Genomic DNA, 14,433 nt, shown 5'->3' on the forward strand with positions numbered 1-14,433 from the left:
ACAAGGTTCAGTTTTCTGTTTTCCTGCTGAGATATAGTCTTATTCTCATTTACCTGATTGATAATAAGGCTGTTTATGTGTGGTTCGATTCCGATACGTTCACTTGTTTTGGTTTCATTAATTGCCAGTAATATGGCGTGTGCAGCGAGTGCTGATACGCCATATGTGATTGATGATGAGATGGTAAAAAGGCAAGTTTCTCTATCTCCCAATAAGGAGCCTAAAGCTCCCAGTCCATCTGACTATGGGTTTGGTCCGGATGGGCGTTTTTATCACCCCAAGGAAGCGCCAAGCTCGCATCAGGCACAGCCGTTTGAAGGCCAGTTGGACTATTGGGATACACAAAGCTATCAGCATAATATGACGGTTGAAGCCTATTATCCGATTACGGTTGAGCCTTTTCATACTTGGCAAAATATGGTGGATTTTGATGGCAAGCGTTACTTATATCAGTATGTCAGAGGTGACTTAAAAGTCTTTGATGTGACTAACCCTAAAGATGTGCGTTTGCTACTAACTAAAGGTCATACTTGGGGGAAATCAGGTCCTGGAGAGCTACAGTCACCTTTCAAAGACGGAGAAATGATGGGCGCCGCGTCGATTCAATGGAGTGAATCTGAGCAAAGTTATGTGATGGTGCAAGCTTATGAGGTCAGGCGTTTTGGCTTACTTAAGGATAAATATCGTAGTCCAGAGCAAGTTAAAGCTATTCGGCAAAGTCAGCACTTAAAAGGCTTTAAGGTATACAGCATGAAAGGACCCATGCCAGAAGATTGGACTTTGCTTGCTGAGCGCACCACGGATATTCTTAATCCTGATGCTCCAATTGGTCAGCAACAAGGCTCTGGCGTGCGCGACATACCGTCGTATTATGGTGATGGTGTGATGTATGTTGCTGCTGCCCCAGATAAACGATATGCCCTAACTGAATATGCCAACGATCTTTATAGCGCGGGCTATCAGGCGTGGGATATGTCGGATCCTCGCAATCCTCGTTTGTTAGACATGCTGTCAGTTCCCGGTCAAATCGCTGGTGATCCTGAGCATGAAAAAGCGTATAAACAAAACCCTCGTGTAGGTAATCGTACATCATGGATGGGAGCGCGTATGTCACTGTTTATTAATAATAAAAAATCAGAATATGCGTATGCTGCTATGGGAGGGTTAGGGCTTTATGTGGTCGATATACATGATCCAAGCCAGATGAAGACGGTAGGCCATGTTACTTTCCCGCCCAGTGTTGCTGGCACGGAAGGAGATTTTATCGATGTGTCTCAAGTCGAGGAGACTGGGCTGATTTATTATAGCGGTTATCCACTTAATGAAGACTGTTATGAGCCTTATAAAGATGTTTATATTATTGATGTATCAAACCCTATAAACCCAGTGGTTAAAGGTGTTTTGCCAAGACCGGTTCCACCAAAAGATGTTAGTTTTAGTGATTTTTGTCAACGTCGAGGCAGTTTTGGTCCTAAACGCACTGGTGCTTACCATCAACCGGGTACTGCTAAATCAGGGTTATTGCCTTACAATTTTTATAACGCAGGTCTACAAGTATTTGATGTGTCTAAACCGAGCGAACCCCAAATAACGGCTTATTTTGTTCCTCCATTTGCTCCTGATAAAGTGGCTGATTATGCGATGGGAAATTTATCTCATTCTGTCTATGTTGAGTACGACCGAAATCTATTTTGGCTCTTTACCAATCATGGCTTCTACGTACTGTCTAGCCCCGTGCTAGGACAACCGAGTTTTGAGGCGCCAACAAATCCTTGGCCAGAAAAAGTGGGTAATAAATAAACTCACCATGAATTTTCTTCATGTTAAGTATGAAGAAAATTAACTGTAACTTGCAGTCTATTGTGATTTAATGATCATTAAGATGTTAAGACGTATGGATGTCTAAATGGTTAACCTTACAATATTGGATGGTGGAATGGGGCGCGAGTTAAAACGCATTGGCGCGCCCTTTTCTCAGCCCTTGTGGAGTGCGCAAGCACTGATCGAATCACCAAAGCATGTTAAACAAGCTCATCACGGCTTTATTGACGCAGGCGCACAAATCATAACTGTCAACAGTTATGCTTGTGTACCTTTCCATTTAGGTGAAGCGCTTTATGCAGAACAAGGCCAAGTACTGGCAGAGAAAGCTGCGCAGCTTGCCCGCGAAGTAGCGCAAGAATCAGAGAAAAAAATTTTGGTTGCAGGTGCACTTCCGCCGGCGTTTGGTTCATATCGTCCAGATTTATTTGATACGCAAAGAGCACAGGAAATCACAACCCATTTAGTCGATGCTCAGCAGCAGTATGTGGATGTTTGGTTGGCAGAAACGGTTGCAAGCCTTGGCGAAATGAGGGTGATTACGCAAGTGTTATCTAACACTGATAAGCCCGTATACATCTCTTTTACCCTGCAAGATGAGACTGACCAGTCACCATGCCTTCGCTCTGGAGAGTCAGTTTCTGACGCAGTTTCCGAGCTGCTGGATAAAAATGTAGCAGGTATCTTCTTTAACTGCTCAATACCTGAAGTGATCGAACATGCTATCCAAGAAGTGAATCAAGTGACAGAGCAAACCGGTAAAGCGCTTATTATTGGCGTGTATGCCAACAGCTTTGCGCCGATTAAATCTGATCATCAAGCCAACCAATCTTTACAAGAGATGAGACATTTCTCACCTTCGGAATACCTTGAATATGCGCAAAAATGGTATCAACTGGGCGCGAGTGTCATTGGGGGTTGTTGCGGTATCGAGCCAAGCCACATCCAAGCATTAGCAAAGTGGAGAGACAGTCTTGAAGAATCTTAATTTAGGATTGGCTATCCCTGCTATTGTAACTGTTTTGTTTATTCTACTTATTTCCTCTTTGTATCCTGATCAAGCTCAAGATATGGCAGGCAATGCGATGACTTTTGTCACCGACTGGTTTGGTTGGTTAGTACAGTTTGTTAGTTTGGCATTGGTTGGTTTTTTGCTTTGGCTCGCTTTCTCGAAATATGGAGATATCCGCTTAGGAGATGATAAACCTGAATACTCTAATTTCTCGTATGGAGGGATGATTTTTACTGCTGGAGTAGGAGCATCTTTGATTTATTGGGGTATTGGTGAACCCATGTACTATTTACAATCGCCTCCTCTTTTTGCAGAAGCGAATAGTTATACTGCCGCCGCTTGGTCTGTAACTTATTCTATTTTCCATTGGGGTGTCACAGGGTGGGCGATTTATTGTTTCCCTGCGATTCCGTTTGCCTATGCCTTCTATGTTAAAAAGAAACGCACTTTAAAGCTTTCTACCTTATGTGAGCCAGTACTAGGTCGTAATAAATACGTGGCTAAATCCATAGATTTACTGGCGATTTTTGGTACTTTGGCAGCATTTGCAAGTTCATTGGCGTTGACGGTAACTTTGCTTAGTGCTGGCGCTGCTGAGTTGTTTGGTGTAGAGAATAATCTTGTTCTACAGGGGAGCATCATAGTGCTGTTTGTTTTGGTTTTATTTGCTGTCACCTTGGTGGGATTTAATAAGGGTATAAGCAAGGTATCTGATTATACAGTGATCTCGGCGATTATATTCGCTTTGTTTGTTTTGTTCTCATCCAATGTGCAATTTATTTTAAACAATCTCACCGATTCTTTGGGGGTAATGTTAGATAGTTTTTTTCGTATGTCACTTTGGACTGATCCTGTGCAGCAAAGTGGCTTCCCGCAAGCATGGACACAATATTATTGGTTTTGGTATTACGCTTACCTGATAATGATGGGGCTTTTCATTACTCGCATATCAAGAGGGCGGACAATACGTGAAATGATTTTGTATGCGATTTCAATGGGTTCTCTTGGTTGTACTTTTTTTATTTCAATTTTTGGCGGTTACGCGGTATGGGCTCAGCTATTAGGTGGCTACCCTGTACAAGAATGGATGAGTAGTGGTGGGCAAACTTTCGCCGTTGTTTCCCTAATTCAAACGTTACCAGCAAAGAATCTGGTTCTCTCTTTGTTTTTGATAATCCAGTTTTTTTTAATGCTCACTACCATGTCTAGTGCGAGCGTAGCGACTTCTATGCTGACCACAAACCGATTGTCCATAAATGGGGATCCTGACATTAAAGTAAAGCTACTTTGGGCTGGAGCAATTGCTTTGATTAGCTTTAGTGTGTTTTTGACAGGCGGTGGTATCAATACCATAAAATCATTGTGTGTGGTGGCTGGGTTGCCGATGATGTTTATTTATGGGGTGTTAATTAAACAAATTATGATGGAATTAACTGGAAAGAGTGCGCGAGAGTATGATGTTGAAGAAGAGTTGAAACCGAAGGAGTTGATCGCTTAGTCGCAAAAATACCAAAAACCACTTTAACAATAGAGGTAGTTAAAGCCAATTCTTGTTAAGATGAAGTCTCTAAGTGCAGTCCCCTAGGAGATTTCATGCTTAACTTTGTAACAGCGCAAGCCGTCATCGATCACGCTCTTTTTTTAGGCGCTGATTTTGCCGAGCTATTCGTTGAACATCACCAAACGAATACTGTTCAAATTGCTTCAAGTGAAGTAGATAAAGTCAACACAGGTATCGATTTTGGTATTGGTATCCGGCTCTTTTTTGGTTATAAAGTTCTTTATGGTTACACTAACAGCACAGATGAGGCTGAATTAAAACGAGTGACTTCATTCCTTGCTGCCAAGGACAAACGCCAGCAAATTGTTTCATCAGGAGCACTGAATTTAAACTCATATCCAGCTCAACATGGCTGTAAAATGCCCCTTAGCCACGATGCTAATCTAGATGCAAAGATTGCTTTTCTATTGGATGTGGACAAATCCGCAAGAGCAGAAAGTGGCTTTATCAGCCAGTTTATTGGCAGTGTGCTGCAGCGTGAGCAGAAAATCGCTATCTTCAATTCTGAAGGTCTACAAGTTGATGATACCCGCCATTATATTCGTATTGCAGGTAATACGGTTGCTCAGCAAGGTGATGAGCAAACTTCTGGTATGGAGGGGCCTGGTGCGCTCTCTGGTTGGGAATTTAGTCAGACATTGGATGCCAAAGAGCTTGGGCAAACCATAGCGCAGCAAGCATTGGTTAAATTGGGCGCAGATCCCTGCCCATCGGGAGAAATGCCAGTCGTGATTGGTAATGGTTTTGGTGGTGTCATTTTCCATGAAGCCTGCGGCCATTTACTGGAAACGACAGCGGTTGCCAAGAAGGCATCGGTGTTTCACGACAAGATGGGTGAGATGATCGCACATTCATCTGTTAGTGCTGTTGACGATGGCACCATGACCAACGAGTGGGGATCGATTCATGTTGATGATGAAGGCATGCCAACTAAACGCACTCAATTGATTAAAGATGGTAAGTTGACCAGTTTTATGGTCGATAAAATGGGTAGCCTGAAAACGGGTTATCAGCCGACAGGATCAGGCCGTCGCCAGAACTACAAGTTTGCTCCTGCGTCTAGGATGCGAAATACCTTTATTGAAGCAGGTGATCATTCTCTTGATGATATGCTATCTGGAATAGAGCGAGGTATTTACGCCAAAAAAATGGGTGGTGGCTCGGTTCAACCGGGCACAGGAGAATTTAACTTTGCGGTGCGAGAAGCTTATCTAATCGAAAATGGCAAAATTACCAAACCATTAAAAACAGCAACCCTTATTAGCACTGGCCCTAAAGTACTTAAAGAAATCAGTATGGTGGGCCAAGATATGGCCTTAGCACCGGGAATGTGCGGTTCAGTCAGTGGTTCTGTCCCGACGACCGTAGGGCAGCCTTCCCTTAAAGTGGATAATATTCTGGTTGGAGGTGGTAACTAATGAGTAGTGAACAACAACTTCTTAACTCGGTGGATTACGTTTTAGCAGAAGCTAAACGCCAAGACGCCGAAGCAGATGTGATTGTCAGTCGCAATAGCAGTTTTTCCCTTAAAGCGAACCAAGGACAGTTAGATGAATATAAAGTCAGTTCTAGTCAGGTTCTTGGGGTGCGTGTTGTCAAAGATGCGCGCGTGGCCACTAGTTACTCAGAATCTCTTGAACAAACCAGTTTGGATTTAATGCTAACCAACGCGTTAGAAAGCGCACGCTTTTCTAAGCAAGATGAACACCAAACGATTGCTTGTATAAACAGCCACATCCAATCCGATGCTGCCGAAATTGCCCAACCGGACACAGCGTCAGTTGATGATAAAATTCAACTAGCCGTCTCACTTGAGCAAGGGCTTATCGAAAAATCTGATGGAGTCAGCTCTCCTTACAATGGGTACAGTGACGGTGAAGCTCAGCTTATCATCGCTAATACTCAAGGCAGTTTGTGTCAGCACTTTGAACGCTCATTCAATTGTTATGCCTATGCATTACTTGAAAAAGACGGTAAACAAGCCATGGCAGGTAAAATGTCAGTGGGTCGACGTTTTACTGATTTAAGCCCGGCAATGTGTGTCGATGAGGGCTACAATCTTGCTCGGGAATTACTTGATGGTTCACCAATAGCAACAGGAAAATATTCGGCTGTATTTTCTATTAATGCCTTAAGCAGTCTATTTGGCGCCTTTGGTGGTGCGTTTTCCGGTATAAGCGCGGTGAAAGGTGTAACGCCACTTGCTGATAAACTTGGTCAAAGTATTGCCAGCAATCTGATTTCTTTAACCGATGTAGCTTATATGCCAAATGGTATGTCCATTGCTAGCTTTGATAGTGAAGGTTTTGCGACGCAAGATAATGTATTAATTGCTAATGGTGAGCTTAAAACTCTGTTACATAACAGCCATAGCGCAAGTTATTTGGGCGTGGTATCGACAGCGAGTGCTGCTCGAGGTGCAAAATCCAGTTTAGATGTCTCTGCAAACCATAAAATGATTGCACTTGGTCATAGTAGTACATCTGAAGTTCAAGCGGGTGAGTACTTGGAGTTGGTTGAATTGCAAGGTATTCACTCTGGCGCAGATGTGGTCAGTGGGGACTTCTCGTTTGGTGCTAGTGGTTTCTTGTGCCGTGATGGGCAGCGTATTCAACCGGTGCGCGGAATAACCGTAGCTGGCAACTTCTACAAGATGTTGCAAGAAGTTGATGCAGTGGGTAGTACCCAAGATATCAATGATAGTCGGACTTTCTTCGCCCCAGAGATCAGATTTTCACGATTGAGTATTGGTGGTAAATAATCTGTATTTGTAAGAGGACTTGGTTAAGTCCTCTTTGCTATGGTTTGATGGTTGTTCTATTTAAATAGAGTGCTTTATGACGAACAACTGTAGTGTGACACGCCACCTGAAGCAAAAAACTCTAGTGGCCTTAAGCGGTAATACTTATCTTCCATCTGCTGTGATTGTTCACCATAAGGGTCTTGAAAAACCTCTTCCAACTCATGTATTAAAGTATAATCACCATTTTCTGCTAGCTGGTAGGCAGGCACAATTAACCACTCACGCCATGTGTATTTGGGGTTAATCTGTTTCATCTGTTTAGCGATAGCTTCCGGACTTGATGCTGAAGGTATTTTTTTTCGCCATGAGGTTAACCATTGTTGCCATTCTTCCGTAACTTTATCACTGGGCGCGGCGTAGAAACTGCTTTCAATGTCTGAGATGTTTTCGGGAATATTACAAAGCTCACGAAAAAAGAGTGTGTAGTCGACATGGGTTTTCATCATCAATGTGATAAGTTGGTTGAGCAACTTATGATCGAGTGTTTCTAGTCCAAGTTTATCTGCCCACATCTGGTTAATTTTAGTTTGAATCAACCGAGAGAAACCTTCACAGATCTTCGCTAGTTGCCTTTTCTGCTCTGGTGATGAATGCAAGAGCGGTTCCAATGCTGCGCAGAACGTCTCGAAGTTTTTTTCCGCCGCCAAAGGTTGATTTAGAAAAGCGAAGTGGCGACCACCGCCAGTCCATGGTTGAAAATAAGGTTCAAAATACTCACAAAATCCAAATGGCCCATAATCTAGAGTAAACCCTCCAACAGCGCAGTTGTCGCTGTTAAAGTTACCTTGGCAATAGCCGACTCGAATCCAATTGGTGACTAAAGAAGTTAGTCTTTCTCGAAATGCACGGGCTAGTATTAATACCTTCTCCGTAAGTGGTAAAGTGTGATCAATCTCATCTCGATATTCTCGCTCGATTATATGGAGGGTGATCATTTCTAACTCTTTCATTGCATCAGGGTTAGTATTGCAGCGAGCCCGACGACTAAAGAGCTCAAGTTGTCCCACACGTAAGAAAGAGGGGGCGACTCGGGTTGTAATCGCAACCGGGTTAGAGACCAGGATGTCAGGATTGTCAGAGCGAGTTCCTTCGCTGTACCAAGGCCTGTCGACAGTTTCTGATTGTGATGCAAAAAGGCATAGAGAACGGGAAGACGGGATCCCAAGAGCATGCATGTATTCTTGAGCAAGATATTCTCGCACACTTGAGCGAAGTACAGCCCTACCGTCGGCACCTCGACAGTATGGGGTTGGACCACCACCTTTTAACTGCATTTCCCAGCGCTTATTATTCAACACCCCCTCAAATATTGAAATAGCTCGGCCGTCTCCGTAGCCATTCCCCGTACCAAATGGGCACTGTTGTATGTATTCAGTACCGAAGATAGAGAGAGCATAACCCGTTGCCCAGCCAGTATTCTTCATTGGTTCAGGAGCATTATCCATATCACCGGAAAAAAGGTGCTTGAAATTGTCTGATTTGGCTAGCTCATCACTTAGTCCGAGTTCTTCAAAAAATGTCGAACTGTGGCTTACATATACAGGCTCAGCAATTGGAGAAGGTTTGACTGGCACATAGTGCCCAGATAGTACTTGTCTTGGCAGATGATCCTCACCACTGCTTGTTGCATCGGGGTCGGGATTCAGAGTGTCGAGCAAAGAGTAGTCTGTGTTCAAAGCAAAGTCCTCCATATTTTTTATGAAATGCGGTGCTTCAGTGCCATTTGGTTTAGTCACAACCTTCATGCTCCAGTCAATAATCTTGTTGATGAGTCATAATACGTTCTTTAAAAAAAAACGCATCAATGATTGATATCAAAATTGGTGCAGCTTGTGGGGTTGGCGACTTTCTTTTTCTATTCTGTCAGCACCTTAAGATTTGCCGTACATCTGAATGAAATTGTAGGGAGGGCCATAATCAGATAAAGATACTCTGGTTTTACTGCACACGCTAATTACTTAACTATCATTAACTATGTGCATTGGTCATTTCTCGCTCCGATTATGCGACAACACTTTCTTTTATTTTTAAAGCCACGGATTTAAACACTATGATTTGGACATCAAAACTAAAGCAAAAAAATCAAGAACTTCAAGATAAAATCGACGAACTTGAGTTGAAATATCAAGCGTCTTTGGAAGATATTCAGGCCTTAAAAGCTGATTTGGAAGAGAAAAGCACATCACAGCAACAAATAGGTTTATCGTCTCAAGTACTGCCACTATTAGTTGGAAGTAGTGATTTAATAGATAGAATAAGAAACGGTTTGGCAGATTCTGCAACTGAACTTGAGCACGAAACAACGGTATTGGAAGACGTTGGTGATACATTTACTGAAGCAGAAAGAGCATTGGCCAAATTGTCTGAGAGTGCCCTTCATATTCGAGAACAGTCATCAAATAGTATGACATCTGCAGAAACACTCTCTGATACAGCTTCTAACATTAGTCACCTTGTAGGAGCAATCCAAGAAATATCCGAACAAACGAACCTTTTAGCACTAAATGCCGCCATTGAGGCAGCGAGGGCAGGAGAAGCAGGACGTGGGTTTGCAGTCGTTGCTGATGAAGTAAGAACCCTAGCGGAAAAGGCAAACAAATCAAGTGAAGAAATTGAAGCACTGGTAAAAGCTATTTTGGCACAGTCTTCTGAAATTAAGCAATCAATTCAGAATGATGCTCTGAGTGTAGAACAAGTAGTAATATCTTCTGATGCAATACGTTCATCGCTCAATGACGTTCTTGAAAGCTCAGAAAATATGAAGCGAGTAATTTATGATAAGGCTTCGAGAGCATTTTTGGATACTGTAAAAATGGACCATATGGTGTGGAAAAATGCGGTATACAAACAAGTTGTAAATGAAGATTTTAATACTCAAGTTAACAAGCATACTGAATGCCGTCTTGGAAAGTGGTATTTCGAAGGTAAGGGAAAGCAGTTGTATAGCCATCTGAATAACTTCAAGTCTCTTGATGCTCCTCATAAGCAAGTTCATGAATCAGGTAGATTAGCACTTGAGTCAGGAAAAGTAGGTGATACACAAGCTATGTTCAAACATCTAAACACTATGGAAGTGGCGAGTGAAGAAGTTGTCGCTTTGTTAGAACGGTTGATTGATGATATCAATGAGAGTAAAACGTAAGTGTTTTGATCTATGGTCACTCTCAAAAAGTATAAACACCTGGCCGAATTAAATATTGATAACTATACAATGAATAAAATTAACCCCGCTAAGCTTGCGAATAGTAAATGGACAGCTGTTTCCCCTTTAAAACGAGAAAAGCACTTTTTAGTGACAGACGCCGAATATGATGAGGAAGGAAGGGTTGTCTCTTGCACCCTGCAAGCCATTCTTTCAAAAAATAACTATCTTATCGATTGGCATGATTTAAAAGATGCAAGCCAGTGGCAATATGGTTGGAAGTAGTCTTGATAGCCGTTAAGTGATAGATTCAATCTCTAACAACAGCAAGCAAGACATTATTATGGTGCAATGGCCCTGTATACTTAAACTTGAAGGAGACTCTGAGCTGATTTTTCTCGCCAGCGAACAAGCTTTATCGAGAGAACTCGACTGTCTGATTTTTAGCTCGTCCGATTGTCTGATTGACGGTCTTGGTCATACCTATCAAGTCAAATCTTGCCGATTTGGCTATACGCTTGAATCACAGGACCGAATGCTCTCGCTTGAGAGTGTTACTGAGTTTATTCAGGAGCACCAGTTTGCTCAAGCCGAAGTATGTCTGACGAAAATCCAGTTCACTTCGATTGCTGAGGCTATCAACTCTATAGTGGTGTTGTAGCGAAAAGTTGCTAATACTATTCTTACCTTACTCCCACTCTTCGATAGGACGATTTCGCTTTATTTCTAACTAATAATAGAATCACCCAACCACTTTTAATGTGTTATAACATATCAAAAGTGGCTAAAAGTTGTCATGTAATGGAAAACCTGAATTCACCCATTCTATCAATCAAGCATCTTTGCGTTGACGGTCCTGATCACTGGAGGGCGGTATCAGATATTAAATTTAATGTTTATCAAGGTGAGTGTATAGTCATCATTGGGCCAAATGGTTGCGGTAAATCGAGCTTGTTGAGCCTCGAATGAGAGTGGTTGAATATGTTGGTTTAGGTCGAGTGCCACATAATTTGTGTTGTAGTAAAAAAGAGCATGCAAGAGCCATAGAGCAAGCTATCAGAGATGTCGGTCTTTCTCATAAAAGCCTAGAATATTTTGGAGAACTGTCAGGGGGTGAGCAGCAACGAGCTAGTATCGCACGGGCTTTTGCGCAAGAGCCGAGACTTCTGCTATTAGACGAACCAACAAATCATCTTGATCCATTAGCTAGGCTAGAGCTGTTGTCACTTATAAAAAGGAAGCAAATTGCCACTATTGCGGTATTGCATGATTTACCTTTAGTTAGCCCTTTTGCTGATAAAGTTTTGCTTATGTCAGAGCAAAAAATGGTCGTGTTCGGGGCGCCTAATAGTCTGATACAAAACGAATTTATGACTCCCATCTTTGGACTGAATGTAATTGAGTTTAAACACCCTCGAATGGAAAGCACCATTCACCACTTTGAAGCAGCACCACCACCTAGTAGTTATTTATCTTTGATAGGATCTATACAATGAAGCGATATTTCGTATCCTCTCTTTCACTCTTCTTTCCACTGTCTTTTGTTTATGCGAAAAGCACAGTTTACCCAGTAACTCTTGATAATTGTGGTAATCCATTAACTATCGAGCGGCAACCATCTCGGGCTGTAATCCATGATATCAATATGTCGCAAATGGTGTTTTCTCTTGGTTTACAAAAAGATATTGTGGGTGTGACAGGTATTTCAGGGTGGTACAAAATGTAGTCATCCTTTAAAAAAAATTTGGGTGATATTCCTGAACTTGCACCTAAGTATCCGTCTCTTGAAATACTTATCTCATCAAAAGCCGACTTCTTTTTTTCAGGTTGGAACTATGGTATGAAAGTTGGTGGTGATGTTACTCCACAAACGCTCAACCCTTATAATATTGATACACTTGTTCTATCTGAAAGTTGCATTCATACACAAAAGCTTCAAAAGGCTGCAAGTATGGACTTACTGTACAGTGACATTAAAAAATTGGGGGTCATCTTTGACGTTCAAGATCAAGCTGATCAATTAATTGCTGATTGGAAAGCGCGTATTGCGAAGATCACTGAGAGGAAAAAAATAAATAGTACACCCCCACTAAAAGTATTTTTGTATGACTCTGGAGAAGATAAGCCATTTACCGCAGGAAAGTATGCAATGCCAAATGCCATTATTGAAGCTGCAGGGGGTGTCAATGTGACTGGTGATATGCCTACTGGTTGGGCGTCAACGTCTTGGGAGTTTGTTGCTCGTTCCAATCCAGATGTGATTATTTTGCTTGATTATCAAACGGAAAATGGTGCTAATGCTCTTAAGAATTTTTTGGAACGTCATCCATTAATGAAACACACTAAAGGTGTGATGTCAGAGCGCTATCTAACGTTACGATATGAGCAGATTACACCAGGGCCTGAAAATATTAAGGCCATTGAAAAACTTGCAGATGTCCTAATGCCTAATTATTTCTGAGTAATCTTGATTTTTCTATGTGGTGTAAATATCGATTAGCGTGGTTTTTTGGTGCAATGGCTTTAGCCATCGCGTTTGTGTTAAGTCTGAAATGTGGTTCGGTCTCACTATCTTTGGGTGAGATTGTAAAAGGGTTGGGTGAATTTAATTATGCTGATATGAGTATTACCAGCCGAATATTTATCGATGTTCGATTGCCAAGAGCGATACTAGCCGTTGTAGCGGGAGTTGGTTTAGCAATGGTTGGAGCCTTGCTGCAGACATCCACCAAAAATGATTTAGCGGACCCTTTTCTTTTTGGTTTATCTTCTGGTGCGTCAGCAGGAGCTGTTATTCTGCTGTTTGGTGATCTGATGAGCCGAACGGTTTTAGCACCACAAGAGTTACCGGTTGGCATAGTCACAGCAGCGCTTGGTGGCTTGTTTGTTTTATATCGTGTTGGGTATCAAAAATCCTGAATCATTCGAGAATGAATTGAAAATTTGTCTCCTTAACACATTAACTAATGAAATAAGTAATATGAAAGATATAAAAGGTGTATTCCGCAATCTGGAAAGAATGCTTCAACAAGCCAATTGGTTTGATGATGATTGGGAAATTTACAATTGTGGAAATTACCTTCAATTTATACAAAACAAATTGGTTTAACCAAAATCAAGGGGGAATTCATTTTGAAACTTTTATTGAAGTGCCACAAATTAAGCAAAAATTGTTTCCTGTGTGTATGCATGCTGAAGAAGATTGCCCTTCACAGGCTGAATTTATTCGTCGTTTTATGGCGCTAGAGCAAGAACATATAGCCAGCTGGAAGGGGTACAAAACTGTTGGAAACAACTACGGGATCTGTCAGCGAATGCTACCGCTTAATTTTAAGAATTTAGAGCAGCGTATATTCGAGGAATTTAATGGTTTGCTTACTTTAGAGCCGAGTGTCGAAAAGATATTATGTAATTTGAAGTCTGTTAATCGTTGAGACATTTACTTGCCTTTTGGAGTAGTAATTGATGAAAAACAAAAAAAAAGCCCATGTATCGATATTTGTGAGTTTTCGGGACCCAAGGGCTGGTGCGTTGGCTGTGGTAGAAGCAGAGAAGAATGCCAAAAGTGGAAAGTGATGAAACCTTATGCTTTAAGCCTCCTACAAAATGAACTCAGTAAGAGAATGGCTAAAATGCATAAATAGCTATGATGTGCATGGTACAATTTGGCTTTATTCGCATAAAGTTCATTTCATCGTATTTGGTCTTATTGCGATATCTTTCGGGTTTAAAGAGACTAGGCACTAATGCCAATAATGAAGCCAATCAGTTGATATTGTGACTGGCTTCTTGGATTGGCAGCCAGTAGAGATGAAAAGTGGTTAAATCGACATTCTACAATTAGAGTGCTCGTGTACTCAGAGATAACCATTTTCAGTATTGTTATTTAGCTGATAGCCAGCGCTGGGTTAATTATCCAAATGCAAATCATGATCAACTCAATGGGTTTTGCTCTGATAAAAGCTTAATTTCAACTTATCATGATTCTGATCTTAATGGATAAGTTGATATCATTATCAATAATGGTTAGTCTATACATAGGCTTGTTTGTCTTATTATTGATTCAATAATGACAATCGGAAGGTGACAATCCT

Annotated in this window: 11 protein-coding genes and 3 pseudogenes; 13 read left to right on the forward strand and 1 reads right to left on the reverse strand. The window is 41.6% G+C overall.

The genetic code is table 11. The annotated features are described in order from the left end of the window. Window positions 1-75 precede the first annotated feature (75 nt). The 5 genes from KO511_RS08440 to KO511_RS08460 all read left to right on the forward strand — a co-directional run bounded on the left by KO511_RS08440 (window position 76) and on the right by KO511_RS08460 (window position 7,155). Window positions 76-1,800 (forward strand): LVIVD repeat-containing protein, encoded by a 1,725-nt coding sequence (locus KO511_RS08440; protein WP_215987006.1) that lies wholly within the window; start codon window positions 76-78, stop codon window positions 1,798-1,800. Window positions 1,801-1,906: 106 nt separating this feature from the next. Beyond that, window positions 1,907-2,809 (forward strand): homocysteine S-methyltransferase family protein, encoded by a 903-nt coding sequence (locus tag KO511_RS08445; RefSeq protein ID WP_215987007.1) that lies wholly within the window; start codon window positions 1,907-1,909, stop codon window positions 2,807-2,809. Then, on the forward strand, window positions 2,796-4,331 hold the full coding sequence (locus KO511_RS08450; RefSeq protein WP_215987008.1) for a BCCT family transporter: 1,536 nt from the start codon (window positions 2,796-2,798) through the stop codon (window positions 4,329-4,331). Before KO511_RS08445 ends, KO511_RS08450 begins: the two co-directional genes overlap by 14 nt. Before the next feature lie 95 nt (window positions 4,332-4,426). Next, window positions 4,427-5,812: a TldD/PmbA family protein gene (locus tag KO511_RS08455; protein WP_215987009.1), complete on the forward strand. Its 1,386-nt coding sequence runs from the start codon at window positions 4,427-4,429 to the stop codon at window positions 5,810-5,812. Further along, window positions 5,812-7,155 carry a TldD/PmbA family protein gene (locus KO511_RS08460; protein ID WP_215987010.1) on the forward strand — a complete coding sequence of 448 codons (1,344 nt, stop codon included), beginning with the start codon at window positions 5,812-5,814 and terminating at the stop codon, window positions 7,153-7,155. Before KO511_RS08455 ends, KO511_RS08460 begins: the two co-directional genes overlap by 1 nt. 74 nt (window positions 7,156-7,229) lie before the next feature. Here the strand turns inward: KO511_RS08460 and KO511_RS08465 are convergent, their stop codons facing one another. After that, the gene (locus KO511_RS08465) at window positions 7,230-8,933 is read right to left on the reverse strand and encodes a protein adenylyltransferase SelO (protein ID WP_436840214.1); all 1,704 of its coding nucleotides are present in this window, start codon (window positions 8,931-8,933) and stop codon (window positions 7,230-7,232) included. A 314-nt stretch (window positions 8,934-9,247) separates the two neighbouring features. On the opposite strand from KO511_RS08465, the gene KO511_RS08470 reads away from it, so the two are divergent. From KO511_RS08470 to KO511_RS08505, 8 genes and pseudogenes are all read left to right on the forward strand, one after another. After that, complete coding sequence (locus KO511_RS08470; RefSeq protein ID WP_215987011.1) at window positions 9,248-10,339, forward strand: methyl-accepting chemotaxis protein; 1,092 nt, start codon at window positions 9,248-9,250, stop codon at window positions 10,337-10,339. Window positions 10,340-10,408: 69 nt separating this feature from the next. Further along, window positions 10,409-10,624 carry a TIGR02450 family Trp-rich protein gene (locus KO511_RS08475; protein ID WP_215987050.1) on the forward strand — a complete coding sequence of 72 codons (216 nt, stop codon included), beginning with the start codon at window positions 10,409-10,411 and terminating at the stop codon, window positions 10,622-10,624. A gap of 58 nt (window positions 10,625-10,682) precedes the next feature. Continuing rightward, complete coding sequence (locus tag KO511_RS08480; protein WP_215987012.1) at window positions 10,683-11,000, forward strand: DUF4144 domain-containing protein; 318 nt, start codon at window positions 10,683-10,685, stop codon at window positions 10,998-11,000. Between the two features lie 140 nt (window positions 11,001-11,140). Then, a pseudogene (locus KO511_RS08485) lies at window positions 11,141-11,835 on the forward strand (ABC transporter ATP-binding protein). After that, window positions 11,832-12,800 (forward strand): annotated as a pseudogene (locus KO511_RS08490) (ABC transporter substrate-binding protein). The pseudogenes KO511_RS08485 and KO511_RS08490 overlap by 4 nt, the downstream one beginning before the upstream one ends. A 17-nt stretch (window positions 12,801-12,817) precedes the next feature. Continuing rightward, entirely contained in the window at window positions 12,818-13,258 is a 441-nt protein-coding gene (locus tag KO511_RS08495) for an iron chelate uptake ABC transporter family permease subunit (protein ID WP_215987013.1), read from the forward strand. Window positions 13,259-13,319: 61 nt separating this feature from the next. Then, window positions 13,320-13,773 (forward strand): annotated as a pseudogene (locus KO511_RS08500) (hypothetical protein). 9 nt (window positions 13,774-13,782) lie between these two features. Then, window positions 13,783-13,983: a DUF1289 domain-containing protein gene (locus KO511_RS08505; RefSeq protein ID WP_252724288.1), complete on the forward strand. Its 201-nt coding sequence runs from the start codon at window positions 13,783-13,785 to the stop codon at window positions 13,981-13,983. Window positions 13,984-14,433: the final 450 nt, after the last annotated feature.

The organism is Vibrio hepatarius (assembly GCF_018860525.1).
Classification (GTDB): Bacteria; Pseudomonadota; Gammaproteobacteria; order Enterobacterales; family Vibrionaceae; genus Vibrio; species Vibrio hepatarius_B.